The following is a 17,287-nucleotide window of genomic DNA, read 5'->3' on the forward strand; positions in this document are numbered from 1 at the left end:
GTGTCCCCTTTTTTCGCCTCGCTTGTCATTCAAGGTAAGCGAAACGAAATCAGAGAGATTCACAATGCCCGCAGTGATGTCTTGCAGTATGCGTCCGGCTCCATCCAGGTTGCGCCCGTTGTTGCACTTGAGTCTGTTGTTGAGCCTGAGTGCCTGTCCGTTGTTCATCTCTGCCGGTTGGGCCGAAGACGCGCCGCGCCGCAGCTATCAGGTGCCAGCCGGAGGTCTCGACGCTGCGCTGACCCGTTTCGCCGGGCTGGCCGGGGTCAATCTGTCAGTGGACCCGGCACTGGTGAGCGGGCGAACCAGCCCCGGTCTTTCCGGTGACTTCGCGGTGGAGGAGGGCTTCGCCCAACTGCTGCAGGGTTCCGGTCTGCAACTGCTTCCAGTGGGCGAACAGGCGTACATGCTGACCCCGGTGCCAACAGGAAGCAGCCTGCAATTGGGCGCTACTTCTATTTACGCGACGGCAGACACGGCGCACGGTGATCCATATGCCGGCGGGCAGGTCGCACGCCGTGGGTCGCAAGGCTTGCTGGGCTCGAAAGATTTCATGGAGACGCCGTTCAGCGAGACCACCTACACCAGTGAGTTGGTGAAAAACCTTCAGGCGCGTACCTTGGGCGACCTCGTGGCCAGCGATCCCTCGGTTCGCGCCACCAACCCGGCGGGTGGGCGGTATGAGCAGTTCACCATTCGTGGAATGAGCCTGTTCAACAGTGATGTCTCCTACAACGGTCTCTACGGCATCCTGCCGACTTACACCATTGACATGGAGATGGCTGACCGCGTCGACATCCTCAAAGGCCCGAGCCAGCTGATCAATGGCATCTCGCCGCGGGGCAGCGTGGGTGGCGGGATCAACGTGGTGCCCAAGCGCGCAACCGACGTGCCCATTACGTCGTTTACCGGCAACTATGCTTCCGACAGCCAGGTCGGCGGGGCCGTGGACATCGGTCGGCGCTTTGGTGAGGGAGACATGTTCGGTGTTCGTTTCAACGGCGTGAAGCAGTCCGGCGACACCGAATGGGATCACCAGAGCGTTGACCGCGAGATGGCTGTGCTGGGCCTGGATTTTCGCGGTGAACGCCTGCGGCTCTCGACGGACATCGGACATAACGAGCGGGACACCGATGCCCCGCAGGAACGCGTGCAGGTGGGTGCCAACGCACAGGTTCCGCACGCCAGCGATGTTCGCCACAACTATGCGCAGCCGTGGAGCAAGGCGCGGACCAAGGACACCTTCGGTACGGTGACCGGCGAGTACGATGTCAGCGATTCTGTCATGGTGTACGCCGGCGCGGGCGCGCGTAAAAGTAATCATGACTTCCTCCGGCACGCCGTAGCGGTCACCAACGACGCGGGTAATTTCAGCGTTCTGCCACGTGACTTCACCCGTGACGAAAATGTCCGGACGGCCAACGCCGGGGTGCGCAACTGGTTCCATACCGGTCCGGTGAGCCATGAAATCAACCTGGCTGCCAGCTATTTCTACATGGACTTCGAAAACGGCGGCGCCCGTTATGCCGCTGCCCCGAGCAACATCTACAACCCGGTGCAAACACCGACGCCTGTCACTCCCACGCGCCTTGATTCCGAGGTGTATACCGAGAACCGTTCCAGCAGCGTGGCGTTGTCCGACACATTGGGTTTCTTCGATGACCGAGTGCTGCTGACCATCGGCGCCCGCTGGCAGCGAGTGCAGGTTGACGACTGGGCGGATAATGTCAAAGGCGATACGGGCTACGATGAAGAAAAGGTTTCGCCCTCGGGCGGCATCCTGTTCAAGGCCACCGACAAGCTCTCGTTGTATGCCAACTACATGGAAGGCCTCAGCCAGGGCAAGATCGCGCCGTCGACCTCGGTGAACGAGGACGAAATCTTCCCGCCGTTCATCAGTCGGCAGGTCGAGGTCGGTGCCAAATATGATGCGGGTGCGTTCGCCATTACCACTGCGGTATTCCGGATCAAGCAGCCAGCTTATGAAACCAACGCCACGACGCGGGTTTTCGGCCCGAACGGCAAACGCGAAAACACCGGTGTGGAAGTCAGTGTGTTCGGTGAGCCGCTCAACGGTTTCCGCCTGCTCGGCGGCGTGATGTACATCGACAGCGAGTTGACCAACACCACCAATGGTACCTTTGACGGCAACCGCGCTCCTGCCACGCCGGAGTACAACGTCAACCTGGGGGCCGAGTGGGACGTGCCAAGTGTACAAGGCCTGACCCTGATCAGCCGCGGCATGTATTCCAGCTCTCAGTATCTGGACCAGTCCAATAACAAGGAAATCGACGCCTGGACGCGTTTCGACGTGGGCGCTCGCTACGCCTTCAAGGTCGAGGAAAAGAACATCACCCTGCGGGCCAATGTCGAGAACGTGGCTGACAAGCGCTACTGGAGTTCCGCCGGGGCCTCGGATGACAGCGAGCCAGGATTGACGCTCGCGACGCCACGAACCTACCTCCTTTCGGCAACCGTCGACTTCTGAATCGATTCAACCGTGCGTTGCGCCACAGGGAAGGGCGCCGCCGAGTTGTGTCATGCATCGATTGCAGAGGACCAGAGCATGCCCAGTCTCACTAACCCACTCAAGAACGAACAGGTCAAAACGCCCTCCAGGCGCACGCTGCTGCGCCTGTCCCTGGGCGTGCTTGCACTGAGGTTTACCCCATCGGCGTGGGCTCTGGCCGACGCCGCGCCGCTGCGGGTGATCACCCTGTTTCAGGGCGCCACCGACAGCGCCGTGGCGTTGGGCATCACACCCTGCGGCATCGTCGATTCCTGGAGTGAAAAGCCCACCTATCGCTATCTGCGCTCGGCGCTGGAGCCGGTGCCCCATGTCGGCCTGGAAACCCAGCCGAGCCTTGAGGACATCGCGCTGCTCAAGCCGGACGTGATCATCGCCTCGCGCTTTCGCCATGAGCGCATCGCACCCTTGCTCAAGCAGATCGCCCCGGTGGTGATGCTGGAGGAGGTGTTCGAATTCAAGAAGACCCTGGCACTGATGGGCCTGGCCTTGCACCGCCAGCAGCGGGCCGACGAGGTGTTGGCCCGCTGGCAGTTGCGCACGGCACAACTGCGCCAGCAACTGCAGCACACATTCGCCGGGCGCTGGCCACCCACGGTGTCGATTCTGGATGTCCGTGAAGACCATATCCGCAGTTATTTGCCGGCCAGTTTTCCCGGTTCGGTGATCACCGAGCTGGGGTTTGGCTGGAGTGAGGCCAGTCAGGCGGCGAGCGGAGTATCGATCAAGCTCACCAGCAAGGAGAGTCTGGCGGTGGTCAATGCCGACATCTTCTTTGTCTTCTTGCGCGCGGAGAAACCGGCAGTGCAGCGAAACTATGAAAGCCTGGTGCAGCATCCGCTGTGGCAGCAAATGCGTGCACCGCAACAGGGGCAGGTATGGCGCGTCGACGGGGTGGCCTGGAGCCTGTCGGGCGGGATGCTCGGGGCGAACCTGATGCTCGATGATGTGGCGCGGCTGGTCACGGCGGATGCGGCCTGATGAGCAATGGTTTGAAACTGTGCTGTGCCGGGGTCGTGTTGCTCCTCAGCAGTGTGCTGAGCCTGGCAGTCGGAGCGACCTGGATTCCGCTTTCGCAAATTGCCGCTGCCTTCGTGCATCCCGACCCGCTCAGCGTCAGCCATGTACTGGTGACCACCACACGCCTGTCGCGCACCTTGATGGCGATGGCCGTGGGCGCGAGCCTGGCAGTGGCGGGGGCCTTGATGCAGGCGCTGACGCGCAATCCGCTGGCGTCCCCCGGCTTGTTCGGGATCAATGCCGGCGCGACTTTTTTTATCATCCTGTGTTCCTCGCTGTTTTCCCTGTCATCCCCGGATGCCTGGCTGTGGTGCGCGTTCATCGGCGCGGCCGTGGCCGGCAGCCTGGTGTGGCTGATCGGCAACATGGGGCAGGGCAGTCTCAGTCCGTTGCGCATCGTGCTGGCGGGGGCGGCGATGGCCGCGTTGTTCTCCGCATTCAGCCAGGCGTTGCTGGTGGCCAATCAGGATGGCCTGGACACGGTGCTGTTCTGGCTGGCGGGCTCGTTGACCGAGCGTAGCCTGTCGGTCGCCGCGCCAATGCTGATCTGTGGCGTACTCGGGCTGTTCGGCGCGATGTTGTTGGCGGGGCAGGTTAACGTACTTAACGCAGGCGAGGAGATCGCCACCGGCCTGGGTCAGCGAACCGGATTGATCCGGCTGCTGATGAGCGTGCTGGTGATCTGTCTGGCGGGCAGTGCCGTGGCATTGGCCGGCAGCATCGGGTTTATCGGCTTGCTGGTGCCGCACATGGTGCGCAAGGGCTTGTCCATCGATCATCGCTGGTCGCTGCCGGGGTGCGCGCTGCTTGGGGCGATAGTCCTGCTACTGGCGGATACCTTGTCGCGGGTGTTGATCCTGCCGCAGGAGGTGCCGGTGGGCGTGATGACGGCGTTGTTCGGCGCACCGTTTTTCATTCTGCTGGCCCGGCGTGGAGGCCGTTATGGATAAGGTCCTGACCTGGCGCCGTAGCGGGTTTTCCCGGCGGATCAATGTCGCCACGTTGTGGCGGTTGCTGGCGGCGTTGATGGTCACGGCGCTGATCATGCTCGGCTCACTGTCATTGGGCAAAGTCATGCTGTCGCCGTTGGAGGTTCTGCGGATTCTGCTGTCGAGCCAGGACCCCAGCCTGACGTTCATCGTCGAGCAACTGCGCTTTCCGCGCGTGCTGCTGGCGGCGTTGGTAGGGGCGGCGTTGTCGGTGTCGGGGCTGATTCTGCAAAGCATCATCCGCAACCCGCTGGCGTCGCCCGACCTGCTGGGTATCACCAGTGGTGCCAGTGCGGCGGCGGTGTTGTATCTGTCGTTTTTCTCCGTCGCACTGGGCCAACAGTATCTGCCGCTGGCGGCGATGTCCGGCGCGGGGCTGGCGGCATTGGCGATCTATCTGCTGGCCTGGAAACAGGGGGCTTCACCGCTGCGCCTGGTGTTGATCGGGGTCGGTATCAGCGCGATGTTGACCGCCGCGACCACCTTCATTCTGGTCTTCAGTCCGCTGACTACGACCCTGTCGGCTTATGTCTGGCTGACCGGCAGCGTGTACGGCGCCAGTTGGCCGGAACCGCTGGCGCTGGGTCGCTGGTTGTTGGGTATTTGCCCGCTGCTGGTGCTGCTGGCCCGGCAGGTGATGGTGCAACAACTGGATGACCAACTGGCCCAAGGCATTGGCGTTCGCGTGCAGTGGTTGCGCGCCGGTTTGTTGCTGGTGAGCGTGGCATTGGCCGGTGCGGCGATTGCCTGGGGCGGGGCAATAGCCTTTGTCGGGCTGATTGCACCGCACATTGCCAAGCGTCTGGTGGCCCCGGGGTTCGGCGGTCAGGCGGTGATGGCTGCGCTGGTCGGGGCGAACCTCGTGGTGCTGGCCGACCTCGCCGGGCGTGTGCTGTTTTTGCCGCTGGATCTGCCGGCCGGGATTTTTGTCGCCGTGCTGGGTACACCCTTTTTTCTCTATTTGTTGATCAAACAGCGTCATTGAGGAATTCAACGTATGACGTCGATTGCAAGTCGCGGCCTGACCCTGAGTTATCAGCGCCAGGTGATTATTGACGCGCTGGACATGCAACTGCCCCAGGGCAGGATTTCGGTACTGATTGGCAGCAACGGCTGCGGCAAAAGCACCTTGCTCAAATCCTTCGCCCGACTGCTCAAGCCGCAGCAGGGCTCGGTGATTCTCAACGGTGTGGATATCCAGCAAAAGTCCACGGCCGCCGTGGCCCGGGAGCTGGCCATTTTGCCCCAGACCCCCAGCGCGCCGGAGGGCATCACCGTTCGGCAGTTGGTGGCGCTGGGACGTTATCCATATCAGAGCTGGATGCAACAGTGGTCGGCGCAAGACGAAGCCATGGTCAACCGCGCGCTGGCGCAAACCAGTCTGCAAGCCCTGGCGGATCGACCGGTGGATGCATTGTCCGGCGGCCAGCGCCAGCGCGCGTGGATCGCCATGACCCTGGCCCAGGACACCGGCATCGTGCTGCTCGACGAACCCACCACCTTTCTCGACCTGGCGCACCAGATCGAAGTGCTGGACCTGCTGCGCGACCTCAACCGGCTGGAAAACAAGACCATCATCATGGTGCTGCACGACCTCAACCTGGCCTGTCGATATGCCGATCACATGGTTGCGGTGCATAACCGTACGGCCTTTGCCCAGGGACGGCCCGACGAGGTGTTGACCGAGGCCCTGGTCAAGACTGTGTTCGACCTCAATTGCCGGATCATTGCCGATCCGTTCTTCGGCACGCCGCTGTGCATTCCGTTCGGCCGGGAATTGCCGCGATGAGTCTGGCGCGTCATTTCACATTGACCGAGTGGGCCGCGTTGTCCGGCGGCTTGCGCCTCAAGGACGGTGACGAGCGCGACCCGTTGCGTTCGCTGATGGCCCGGGACATGTTGCAGGAGCACGTGTGCGAGCAATTACTGGACACCCTGGGCCCGGTGATCGGCTCACCAACCCGGGCGATCACCGCCTCGCTGCTGGGCAAGCGCTTGTCGTTTCTGGCGACCGGTGCCTGTTTGTATGCGATGTCGGTGTATGACAAAGGGCTGTTGCTGACACTCGACAACACGGTGATCGAATACGGCCACGATGAGGGACTGTGGACTTCTTCGATGCCGCTGCATCTCGGTGAGCCGCTGACGTATGGGATCAATGAACGCGAGGCCTGGCGGGAAGCCTTGGTGCAGGGACTGTTCGCCGGACTGCTGAAACCGCTGTGGCAAACCTTCAATCGTGTCACCGGAGTTTCCCGGCGCATCCTCTGGGAAAACACCGCCGTGCGCGTTTATTCGCTGTATGAAAAACGCATGGCGAAAATCGACGACCCATCGATACGCGAGCGTTGCGAAGCGGACTTCCAGTGGCTGATGACCCAGGCCGAACCCGCGCTGTTCGGCCTCGACTACAACCCGCTGAGCCATTTCCGCCGGCCGCCGACGCCGGTGGACGACGGACAACACAGCATTCGCTTTCGCCGCACCTGTTGCTTCTATTACCTGGCCACCGAGCCTGCCGAATACTGTTCGACCTGCCCGTTGCTACGCCCGGGGAAATGCCGCTGACCGACGCGATCATGGTCCTGTCGGAAACCGCATTGCGCGACTATCTTGAAATGGGCCTGGTGGTGGCGCTGCTGGTGCAGCTGGCACCCTCCGGGTTGCTATTGCGCAAGGGTTGGGGTTGTTCATCGAACTGCTGCGTCGAAAAGTCGCGGTTTTTTGATTCCTTGGTCAGTTTTTAGTTTTCCGCAAAGGCATAAGCCTATAAACTTAACCTTTCGGTCAGCTTTGCACTGTCAACAACAGCCCTTTGCATCGTCGAAAAGGGCTTCTGCAAGACTCGAGATTTCCAGAACATAACCAGAAGGGCGGACCCCATAACCGCCCAGAGGATGATCCATGTCCAACCGTGATATATCCCGGCGCTCGTTCCTTCAGGGCGGGCTGGTAGCGGGTGTGAGCGTGACGCTCACACCATTGAGCAGCCAGGCGCTGGCCGCCTTGATGGAGAGCAGCGTGACCGTGCCGTCCGAGCAGTGGCTCGGCAACAATGGCAAGGCGCGCGCCCGTAACGATGCCTTGTCCAAGGTCTGCGGCAGCAAGGTCTTTGCCCGCGACATTCGCGCCAAGGACATGCCGGGTTGGCCGCAGCAGCAAGGCCACGCCATGCTGCTCAAAACCATCAAGGCCGACTACATCTTTGCAGGCATCGACCTGTCGTGGCTCGGTACCGAGTTGCAACCGGACCGCATCGTCACCGCCGAAGACCTGGTCAAGGACGGAATCGTGTTCCCTGAGGAGCACGCCCCGGATCCGCTGTTGCCGGCCGGCAAGGTGCCGATGTTTATCGGGCACCCGGTGGCGATCCTGATCTGGAACGATTTCGAGCGCTTCCGTCAGGCCAAGAACCAACTCAAATTCAATGACAAGGCAATCCGCTACGGCGAGAAAGCGCCGTTCTACGAAGGCGATCCTTACGGCAGCTTCCGCTACGTGCGCGTCGGCGGTGCGACCTCGGCGGACGAAGACGAGTTCGCCAGCCTCAAGGATTCGATCCTGTTCCCGATGCTGAAAAACCGTCGTCCGGTGTGGAACTCCCAGCCGAACCTGCACGGCAACCTGACCGAGCGCGGGTTGTTCTACGCCGACCGCATGAAGCAGCAGATCGATACGCCGCCGGACAACTGGCTGGTATTCGACGAGCGCTACAAGACCCCGTCGATCGAACCGGCCGCCCTGGAGCCGGACAACGGCAACGGCTGGTACGACCCGGCGACCAAGACCCTGCATTTCGTGGTGGCGACACAGTGCCCGCTGGAAACCGCGACCGAGACCGCGAAGATGATCGCGCCGTCGCGTTTCGGCCTGGCCAACCTGAACATGCACCCGGGTTACACCGTCGGTTATGGCTCCAAAGACCACAACATTTTCGTCTACTACGCAGCGCTGGCGGCGTTGTACGGCGCCGGTGTGCCGGTACGCCTGGCCAACGACCGCTACGAGCAGTTCCAGAGCGGCATCAAGCGTCACCCGTTCGACATCCGCTACCAATTGGCGGTGGACAAGAACGACCACAGCTTCAAGATTTTTCGCTCCGAGATGAGCGTCGACGGTGGCGGGCGGATCAACTACAGCCCGTCGGTGGCGGCGGTGGGCGCCACGGCGGCACAGTCGATCTACTACATGCCGCAGAACGATCTGCAGGTCACGGCCTATCACTCCCGCGCCGTTGAAGCCGGGTCGATGCGTGGCTACGGCACCCTGCAGAGCATGGCGGCGACCGAGATGATGGTCGACGAAATCGCCGGTCGCCTCGGTGTCGATGCCATCGAGTTGCGCCGCAAGAACGCACTGCGCTCGGGTATGAAGAACACCCAGGGCGCGATCCCGGCCGGTGCCTTGCGCCTGCACGAGATTCTCGACAAGGCGGCGGTCCACGACACCTGGAAAAACCGCGACGCGATCAAGAAGCAACGCGAAGCCGCCGATCCGGACAACTGGTACGGGGTGGGTTTCGCCATCTGCCAGAAGGACTTCGGTACCGGTTCCGAAGCGCCGATGGCCAGCATTGAATTCACTGCCGAAGGTCGCATCAGCCTGCGCCACATCGGTATCGAAATCGGTACTGGCATGTCCACCTCCCAGGCCATGGTCGTGGCCGATTTCCTCGGTATTGCGGCGCACGAAGTGAAGACCGGCGAAACCGAATGGAAAGAGTTGCAGCTGGTCAGTGGCGGCAACCCGTACATCATGAGCCAGGCCGAGCAGGACAATTTCCTGCGCAACCCACGTTGGGTCGGCAAGGTTGCATCGGCCTCGTCGGCGACCAACTCGGCGTACTACTTCAGTCACGCCACCCGTGAAGCGGCGCGCGTGCTGTTCAACCACGGCTTGTGGCCAGCGGCGATGGAGATCTGGCGCCAAGGCCCTTACGGCGGCCAGGCCAACCCTTACGTGGTGCGCCGCGAAGACGCCCATTGGGTCGACGGCAAGCTCACGGCCAACGGCATGGAGCCACTGCCATTCGCCATGCTCGCCAAGCGCGTTCACGAACGCGGCCTGGTGAGCGGCGCCACCGTGCACGGTTTCAACCGCTGGAGCTGGGCCGAGGCCGAGTTCAGCATCGACGGCGTGCGTGAGCGCTTGCCGCTCGACGGCCTGGCCGTGAAGTACGGCGACGGTGCACCGAAGGCGAAGAAGGCGCAGATGAACAGCGCCGGTTTCCATCTGCTGGATCGGCAGGGTATCGCCTACCCGGCAACCCAGTTGAACAACGCGGCGGTGACTTACTACAGCCCGGTCGCGACGTTGGTGGAAGTGAAGGTCAACAAGGGTTCGAACGAAGTGTCGGTACTCAACCATCACTCGTGGGTCGAGTGCGGTCGGGTGTTGGTCGAAGAACTGGTCAGGGGCCAGCTCGAAGGCGGGATCGCCATGGGCATCGGCCACGCGCTGATGGAAGAGATGCCGTTGTACGAAGGCGGGCCGGGGGAGGGGGACTGGAACTTCAACCGTTACCGCCTGCCAATGGCGCGTCACGTTGCGGTGTGGAAACAGACGGCGGACATCCTGCCGCCGCTGTCGCCGAGCGACCCGTCCAAGGGCATCGCCGAGGTGGTGATGATCCCGGTGGTCGGCGCCATCGGTAACGCCGTGGCCCATGCCATCGGTAAACGTGTCCGCGACCTGCCTATCACTTCTGCACGCATCAAGGAGGCCCTCAATGGCTAACCGTCCGCTTCAACTGACCCTCAACGGTCAATCCGTCGGCCCGTTGGACATCCCTGATGACCTGCCGATGATCGACTACCTGCACGAATACAAGAACCTCACCGGTTCGCGCCTGGGCTGCGGCCAGGGCATCTGCCACGCCTGCGTGGTGATCGTCGACAACCCGGACGGCACCAGTGAAGAAGTGCGCACCTGCATCACCGGCGCACACTATTTCGAAGGCAAGAAAGTGCGGACCATCGAAGGCCATGCGACCCGCGACGAGCAGGGCAAGGTCACCGAGCTGAACCCGATCCAGCAGCGCTTCGTCGATGAATTCGCCTTCCAGTGCAGCTACTGCGCGCCGGGCTTCGTCAATGCCGCGACCGTGCTGGTGGAGAAGCTGCAGCGTCAGCCCATCGTCAAAAGCCAACTGGAAAAAGTCATCGAGGACAGCCTCGGTCATCACATCTGCCGTTGCACCGGGTACGTGCGCTACTACAGCGCCACCCGCAACGTGCTGACCGATCTCGGCCTGGTCAAGGAGGGTTAAGCATGAAGCTTCTACTTAGCCGCCTGGCGTTGGCGGTTGGTCTGGCTGCGCCTGTGGTGGCAGCTCACGCGGATGATGCGCAGGTCAAGCAAGGCGAGTACCTCGCCCGCGCCGCCGACTGCATGGCGTGCCACACCGCACCGGGTGGTGCGCCCTATGCGGGCGGCCTGCCGATCGTGTCGCCGTTCGGCACGATCTACGGCACCAACATCACCCCGAGCAAAGAGCACGGCATTGGCTTGTACAGCGATGACGAGTTCTTCGCCGCGCTGACCGAAGGCAAGCGCCGCGATGGCGCGAACCTGTATCCGGCGATGCCCTACACCTCGTATCACCTGATCCCGCGTGCGGATTCCGACGCGATTCATGCCTACCTGAAAACCGTCGAGCCGATCGAGCGTGCCGCGCCAGTCACCAGCCTGAGCTTCCCGTTCAACGTGCGCCCGGGCCTGATGGGCTGGAACATGATGTACGGCAAGGACGTGAAGCTGGAGCCGGCTGAAGGCAAGAGCGAAGCCTGGAAGCGCGGCCAGTACATGGTCGACGTGCTGGGTCACTGTGGCGAGTGCCATACCCCACGCGGCCTGCCCGGTGCGATGCAGATGGACAAACGCATGACCGGCGGCATTCTCAATGGCTATCTGGCGCCGAGCCTGCTGGCCACTGACCTGGCGGCCCGTGGCTGGAATCATCAGGACCTGAGCTCGTTCCTCAAGCACGGCATGAGCGCCCAGGGCACGATGTTCAACGAGATGTTCCCGGTGTTCCACAACAGCACCCAGGGTCTCAGCGATCCGGACCTGGCGGCGATGGCGACCTTCCTGCTCGGCGATCAGCCACCGGCGGCGAAGGTGCTCACCGAAGTGCCGTTGGACAAGCTGAGCCCGAGTGCCCAGCGTGGCCGTCAGGAATATTTGAATGTCTGCGCCGGTTGCCATGCGCCGGGCGGTGAGGGCAAGCCGCACATCGCCGTGGCCATGCGCGGCAACACCACGCTGCGCCTGGAAGATCCGCGTAATCTGGTACGGGTGATCGACGACGGTATTGGTGAGCAAAAGTTCTCCGGTTTCGAACACATGCAACCGATGCCGGGGTTCGCCGCGAAATTGAGCGACGAACAGCTCACGGACCTGCTGAACTACCTGCGACAAGGCTGGGGCGGTCAGCCGAATGATCTGGCTGTAAACGACGTGCAGAAGTTGCGGGCCGATGCGCCGCCGCTCGAGCACAAGGCCCACTGATATGCAGCATCTGGATCTGCAAGTGGTGCGCCGGGCGCTGGAGTGGTCGGCGGCCGGTCAGCGCATCTGGCTGTGTACGGTGCTGGCCACTTACGGCTCGGCACCGCGCGCACCGGGTTCGCTGCTGGCGGTAAACACGCAGGGGCACTGGATTGGCTCGTTGTCCGGTGGCTGTGTCGAGGAAGACTTTCTCGAGCGAGTCGCCGAGGGCGCGTTTCTGGAGCCGGTCAGCGTTGTTCGTTATGGCGAAGGCGACGACCCACGCTCGCGCGTCAGCCTGCCCTGTGGCGGGGTGCTGGATGTGCTGGTCGAGAAGCTTGAGGCCGATTGCGAGGTGCAAGCGCATCTGCGGGAGCTGGAGTCGGCGCTGTTGGGCCGGCGTCGGTTGATCCGCGAAGTCGATCTGCAAAGCGGTGCGCGCAGTCTGTTCGATGATCGTGAACAGGGTGTGCGTATCGAGCGTGAAATCGACCGGGTGCGCGTGCGCGTCGGCGCAGCCCAGCGCTTGCTGCTGGCGGGGTATTCCAGTGTCGCCCAGGCCTGTGCGGAGTTTGCCGTGGGGCTTGGGTTCGAGGTGATTCTATGTGACCCGCGGGACGAAGTGCTCGAAGGCGTCGTGCTGGAAAACGTGGAGATTCGTCGCCAACTGCCTTCGGTGTTCATTGCCGACGGCGGGTGCCACAGCGACACGGCGGTGGTGGCGTTGACCCACGATCCACGTATCGATGACCTGGCGATGATGGAGGCCGTTCGCACCGAGGCGTTTTACATCGGTGTGATGGGCTCCATGCAGACTTCGCAAAAGCGCTTCGAGCGGTTGCGGCGTATTGGTGGACTGGGGGATGTCGAGTTGGGGCGGATTCATGCGCCAATCGGCTTGAACCTGGGCAGCAAGACGCCAGCCGAGATTGCCCTGGCGGTACTGGCGGACATCCTGCGGATTCGCAGCGGTATCCCACGGGACCGGCTTTAAGATCAGAAGATCGCAGCCTGCGGCAGCTCCTACGCAGAACGCATTCCCATGTAGGAGCTGCCGCAGGCTGCGATCTTTCGATGTTGATCTAAACAAAAGGCCCGCATCGCAGCGGGCCTTTTGTTTTAGCAGTCAGTACTCGAATCTATCCCGCAATCCGTAATACCACGCACCCAATGCCGCAAACGGTGTGCGCAGCAACTGGCCGCCCGGGAACGGGTAATGGGGCAGGTCGGCAAACGCATCAAAACGTTCTGCCTGGCCGCGCAACGCTTCAGCCAGCACCTTGCCCGCCAAATGCGTGTAGGTCACGCCATGACCGCTGCAACCCTGGGAATAGTAAATGTTGTCGCCCAGCCGTCCGACCTGAGGCAGGCGCGACAACGTCAGCAGGAAATTGCCCGTCCACGCGTAATCGATCTTCACGTCCTTGAGTTGCGGGAAGGCCTTGAGCATCTTCGGCCGGATGATCGCTTCGATGTTCGCCGGATCCCGCGCGCCGTACACCACGCCACCACCGAAAATCAGACGCTTGTCGCCACTGAGGCGGTAGTAGTCGAGCAAGTAATTGCAATCTTCGACACAGTAATCCTGAGGCAGCAGGGTCTTCGCCAGTTCTTCACCCAGGGGCTCGGTGGTAATCACCTGCGTGCCGCAAGGCATCGACTTGGCGGCCAGTTCCGGCACCAGGTTGCCCAGATAAGCGTTACCGGCGACGATGATGAATTTCGCCCGGACCTTACCCTGCGGCGTGTGCACTACCGGATTCACGCCGCGCTCGATGCGCACCGCCGGCGACTGCTCGTAAATCGTCCCGCCCAGGGACTCGACCGCGGCCGCTTCACCCAGCGCCAGGTTAAGCGGATGGATGTGGCCGCCACTCATGTCGAGCATCCCGCCGACGTACTGATCACAGGCGACCACCTCGCGGATGCGACGTTGATCCATCAACTCGAGCTGGGTGTGCCCGAAACGCTCCCACAGGCGCTTCTGGGATTCGAGATGACCCATTTGCTTGGAGGTCATCGCGGCGAACACGCCACCGTCCTTCAAGTCGCACTGAATGTCGTACCTGGCGACCCGTTCACGAATGATTCGCCCACCCTCGAACGCCATCTGGCCCAGCAACTGGGCCTGCTTGGGACCGACCGTGCGTTCGATGACATCGATATCGCGGCTATAGCTGTTAACGATCTGGCCGCCATTACGCCCGGACGCCCCGAAACCTACCCTGGCGGCTTCGAGCACCGTGACCTTGAAACCGTTCTCCAGCAGAAACAAGGCAGAGGATAGCCCTGTGTAACCGGCGCCAATCACACAGACATCGGTCTCCACGTCATCCTGCAACGCCGGGCGCGGCGGAACCGCATTGGCCGATGCGGCGTAGTAGGACTCGGGGTAGGGAGTGTTAGCCATCCGGCAGCCTCTGTTTAATATATTTTACGAGTGCGTTGATCCTACCCGAGTTGAAAATCCCCCGCCAGCCACCCGGAAAATCTTCTTTGTAGCGGCAAAATTAAATATTTTGCATATTCATAGGGTTAGCGCGAAAAAAGGTGTTGACACCCCTCCGGAATTCCGTAGAATGCCGCCTCACAGCAGGCACGTAGCTCAGTTGGTTAGAGCACCACCTTGACATGGTGGGGGTCGTTGGTTCGAGTCCAATCGCGCCTACCAAACAAAATCCGCTCTGCTGGGCGGTCTGGAAGGGCTCACCGAAAGGTGGGCCCTTTTTTGTTGTCCAAAGAATCGTTACCGATCTTTGGGGAAGCGGACTGTGGAGTTATGTCTAGTTCATGGATTTTCAATCCACAAGTCATTGCGTGTTTTTGCTGAACATTGCATTCGGCTGGCAATCACTTCGCGGTATTTGAAAGATGAGATGCCCGGATCAGAAAAGTAGTGCCGGGCCATCAAGGCGCGACGATTGCTGAGCGGATGCCGGATGATTGCCGGGTAAACCGTTCAGATCGTCGCCAGCCTCAGTAGGTGTCAGAGGGCAAAGGTAGCTGCAAGGCCATGGTGGCCTTCCTGGGCTCCCGCGATCAGGTGCAGTGGGATGTTCTGTTGTACTTCAATGGACGGTACTTCGAAGCTCCCTACGATCTGGAGGTGGCGCTCGCTCAGTTCGGTCGACTTTCCTGCTTGTTCCTTGGCCATTCTCGCGTGGTTCATTGCGATTTCGTTGAGCGTTGACACGTTACATCTCCCGGTGACTGACCAAGCGTATCGCTGGCGTCCTTAAGCATTGATTGAATGGCTGCGGCGTCAGAATCCTGTCATTGCGGCGCTGCTACGGGCGATCTTAGCAAGCCTCAAGCCATGGATAGGGGCGAATTCCTCGTTGTGTTCTGGCAGGCGACGAATGGCAGGTGACTGTGAATGATGGTCCGGATTTTTTGTCATTCAGGCGTAAACTGGCAATGCGACCTTATCAAAAGGAGCCGCCTATGAACGCCGATCAAATGAGCAAGCAGGCACCTGTGGACACGGCTGTCTGGGATCGATATTTCTGCGCTGCATTGATTGCCGAAAGCAATCTGACTGCCCCGATTGTGGGCGAGGCTACTCATGAGGACAGGCAGAACCTGTTGATCGAGAGGGCCAGGGTCCTCGCGGATAAAATGATGCAAAACCGAAGATAATCAGAGCCCAGCCGTCGCGCTGGGCTCTTTGCATGCGGGCTTATGCACCGATGCTGACGCTGTGCGCGTTGCGGTTCAGGCGATCAACTCTACCTTGCCGCTCGCCAGGCGATAGATGCCGCCCACGATCTTCAGCGCGCCTTTGCTCTGCGCATCAGTCAGCAATGGCGAGGCCTGTTTCAGGCTGTTGACCGAATTCTTGACGTTTTGCGCGGTGGCGTTTTCCATCAGGTTCCCGGGCTGCTTGAGTACTGCCTCGACTGCTGACTTGAGTGCGTCAGTCAGTTTCGGGATATGGCCGGGGAAAATCGTCTGGTCCTTGACCGCCTTGATACCGGCCTCGATGGCGCCGCAGCTCTCATGCCCGAGTACGAGAATCAGCGGGGCGCCCAGTACGGCAACGCCGTATTCAAGACTGGCCAGGCCTTCCGGCGTAACGAAGTTGCCCGCGACGCGGATGGAGAAAAGATCGCCGCGCGCAGTGTCGAACGCATATTCCGGGGCGATCCTCGAGTCGGAGCAGCTCAGCACGGCCACGAATGGATTCTGGCCGGACACCAGGGCCTCTCGCTCTGCCTTGAAGTCGTGGGTTGTGGAAGTGCCGCCTACATATCGTGCATTGCCCTCCATCAGTCTTTTCAACGCCATGTCGGGACTGATTACGTTTTGTGGTTTGGGTGGGGCTGTCGCTTTTTCGGCTGCCAGGATGATCTTGCCGGGCAGTGTGCCGGTCAGCAGCAGGGCGCCTGCGCTCAATCCGGCAAATTGAAGAAAACGACGACGGCCTGTTGTGTTTGAAGCAGAGCTTGAATCACATGATTCACACATGATTTTGTTTACTCAGTTCAACGCGGTGGGAGTGAGTTGCTGTTGGGGCGGGTACCGTCGCGGACGCTCAATACCAGCGCAGTGGAGTCTAGTTGGTCTGTCGTATTGTGCTCCGGGCATTGTCCCTGGATGCCGTGCACGCAGCCATTTCATGGGCTACTACTGACAGGCTCATACAACTTCGACCTGGCAGGGGTTTCTCTATGCTGACTCACTGGTTTCTGGCGGCGGTTCATCTTCTGGCATTTGCCTTGGGATTCTGGGCGGTGCTGGTTCGAGGCACGGCTTTTCGGCGCTTGGCCGATGGGGCTGCGGAGGTGCGCAGTGTTCTGATGGCGGACAATATCTGGGGTATTTCAGCTGTCGTTTTATTGATCAGTGGCGGGATGCGAGCGTTTGGCGGGTACGAGAAGGGCACGGACTATTACCTGCATCAGCCGTTGTTTCATCTGAAGATGTCGCTGTTCGTCCTGATCTTGCTACTGGAAATCGCGCCTATGGTGACACTGATCAAGTGGCGGATAGCGCTTGCCCGTAAAGTGTCGATCGATACCGGCCGTGCGAAGCTGTTTGCACGGATCAGTCATATAGAGGCGCTGCTGGTGCTGCTGATGGTGGTAGCGGCGACGGGCATGGCGCGAGGCGTGATGCTTGGTTGACCGCGCAGTGAACGCATCCTTCCCTGGGGCAAACCAGAAAAGTCTGACAGCAATAGAGTAAAACTTGCCGCTAGTATCGACCCCTGGGGTTTGAGTGGGGCGAATGAGCAGGGCGATGGGGTGCTGAATCTTTAGCC

Annotated in this window: 15 protein-coding genes, 1 tRNA gene and 1 pseudogene; 14 read left to right on the forward strand and 3 right to left on the reverse strand. The window is 61.1% G+C overall.

All coding sequences use genetic code 11. From position 1 onward, the window contains the following. The first annotated feature begins 64 nt into the window (after positions 1–64). The 11 genes and pseudogenes from ACMDB8_RS09230 to ACMDB8_RS09280 all read left to right on the forward strand — a co-directional run bounded on the left by ACMDB8_RS09230 (position 65) and on the right by ACMDB8_RS09280 (position 13,018). Positions 65–2,488, forward strand: a complete 2,424-nt coding sequence (locus tag ACMDB8_RS09230; RefSeq protein ID WP_409079141.1) for a TonB-dependent receptor — start codon at positions 65–67, stop codon at positions 2,486–2,488. Between the two features lie 78 nt (positions 2,489–2,566). Further along, positions 2,567–3,508, forward strand: a complete 942-nt coding sequence (locus ACMDB8_RS09235; RefSeq protein ID WP_223540988.1) for an ABC transporter substrate-binding protein — start codon at positions 2,567–2,569, stop codon at positions 3,506–3,508. After that, complete coding sequence (locus ACMDB8_RS09240; protein ID WP_056722204.1) at positions 3,508–4,497, forward strand: FecCD family ABC transporter permease; 990 nt, start codon at positions 3,508–3,510, stop codon at positions 4,495–4,497. Before ACMDB8_RS09235 ends, ACMDB8_RS09240 begins: the two co-directional genes overlap by 1 nt. Next, a complete protein-coding gene (locus ACMDB8_RS09245; protein ID WP_056722206.1) occupies positions 4,490–5,521 on the forward strand; it encodes a FecCD family ABC transporter permease in 1,032 nt (343 codons plus the stop codon). The genes ACMDB8_RS09240 and ACMDB8_RS09245 overlap by 8 nt, the downstream gene beginning before the upstream one ends. A gap of 12 nt (positions 5,522–5,533) precedes the next feature. Beyond that, positions 5,534–6,325: an ABC transporter ATP-binding protein gene (locus ACMDB8_RS09250; protein ID WP_223540989.1), complete on the forward strand. Its 792-nt coding sequence runs from the start codon at positions 5,534–5,536 to the stop codon at positions 6,323–6,325. Then, positions 6,322–7,104 carry an IucA/IucC family C-terminal-domain containing protein gene (locus tag ACMDB8_RS09255; RefSeq protein ID WP_409079140.1) on the forward strand — a complete coding sequence of 261 codons (783 nt, stop codon included), beginning with the start codon at positions 6,322–6,324 and terminating at the stop codon, positions 7,102–7,104. Before ACMDB8_RS09250 ends, ACMDB8_RS09255 begins: the two co-directional genes overlap by 4 nt. Next, positions 7,101–7,264: pseudogene (locus ACMDB8_RS09260) on the forward strand (LysR family transcriptional regulator); the annotation flags it as partial. The gene ACMDB8_RS09255 and the pseudogene ACMDB8_RS09260, both read left to right, overlap by 4 nt. Positions 7,265–7,440: 176 nt before the next feature. Beyond that, positions 7,441–10,272, forward strand: a complete 2,832-nt coding sequence (locus ACMDB8_RS09265) for a xanthine dehydrogenase family protein molybdopterin-binding subunit (protein ID WP_409079139.1) — start codon at positions 7,441–7,443, stop codon at positions 10,270–10,272. Next, complete coding sequence (locus tag ACMDB8_RS09270; protein WP_409079138.1) at positions 10,265–10,804, forward strand: (2Fe-2S)-binding protein; 540 nt, start codon at positions 10,265–10,267, stop codon at positions 10,802–10,804. The genes ACMDB8_RS09265 and ACMDB8_RS09270 overlap by 8 nt, the downstream gene beginning before the upstream one ends. 2 nt (positions 10,805–10,806) lie before the next feature. Continuing rightward, positions 10,807–12,045 (forward strand): c-type cytochrome, encoded by a 1,239-nt coding sequence (locus ACMDB8_RS09275; protein ID WP_409079137.1) that lies wholly within the window; start codon positions 10,807–10,809, stop codon positions 12,043–12,045. 1 nt (position 12,046) lies between these two features. Then, positions 12,047–13,018, forward strand: a complete 972-nt coding sequence (locus ACMDB8_RS09280; RefSeq protein WP_223540994.1) for an XdhC family protein — start codon at positions 12,047–12,049, stop codon at positions 13,016–13,018. Positions 13,019–13,150: 132 nt separating this feature from the next. Here the strand turns inward: ACMDB8_RS09280 and ACMDB8_RS09285 are convergent, their stop codons facing one another. Beyond that, positions 13,151–14,434, reverse strand: a complete 1,284-nt coding sequence (locus tag ACMDB8_RS09285; protein WP_409079136.1) for an NAD(P)/FAD-dependent oxidoreductase — start codon at positions 14,432–14,434, stop codon at positions 13,151–13,153. A 184-nt stretch (positions 14,435–14,618) separates the two neighbouring features. On the opposite strand from ACMDB8_RS09285, the gene ACMDB8_RS09290 reads away from it, so the two are divergent. Further along, positions 14,619–14,695: transfer RNA gene (locus tag ACMDB8_RS09290), tRNA-Val, on the forward strand. Between the two features lie 315 nt (positions 14,696–15,010). Here ACMDB8_RS09290 and ACMDB8_RS09295 read toward each other — a convergent pair. Further along, positions 15,011–15,217 carry a hypothetical protein gene (locus ACMDB8_RS09295; RefSeq protein WP_056722220.1) on the reverse strand — a complete coding sequence of 69 codons (207 nt, stop codon included), beginning with the start codon at positions 15,215–15,217 and terminating at the stop codon, positions 15,011–15,013. A gap of 251 nt (positions 15,218–15,468) precedes the next feature. Here ACMDB8_RS09295 and ACMDB8_RS09300 point away from each other — a divergent pair, with 251 nt between their 5' ends. Next, positions 15,469–15,663, forward strand: coding sequence for a hypothetical protein (locus tag ACMDB8_RS09300; RefSeq protein WP_056722222.1), 195 nt, complete (start codon positions 15,469–15,471; stop codon positions 15,661–15,663). A 75-nt stretch (positions 15,664–15,738) separates the two neighbouring features. Here the strand turns inward: ACMDB8_RS09300 and ACMDB8_RS09305 are convergent, their stop codons facing one another. Next, a complete protein-coding gene (locus ACMDB8_RS09305; protein ID WP_056722224.1) occupies positions 15,739–16,491 on the reverse strand; it encodes a carbonic anhydrase in 753 nt (250 codons plus the stop codon). A gap of 203 nt (positions 16,492–16,694) precedes the next feature. Between ACMDB8_RS09305 and ACMDB8_RS09310 the strand changes: the two genes are divergently transcribed. Next, the gene (locus ACMDB8_RS09310) at positions 16,695–17,150 is read left to right on the forward strand and encodes a DUF2214 family protein (RefSeq protein ID WP_056722226.1); all 456 of its coding nucleotides are present in this window, start codon (positions 16,695–16,697) and stop codon (positions 17,148–17,150) included. Positions 17,151–17,287: the final 137 nt, after the last annotated feature.

It is taken from the genome of Pseudomonas monachiensis (assembly GCF_047345015.1).
GTDB lineage: Bacteria > Pseudomonadota > Gammaproteobacteria > Pseudomonadales > Pseudomonadaceae > Aquipseudomonas > Aquipseudomonas monachiensis.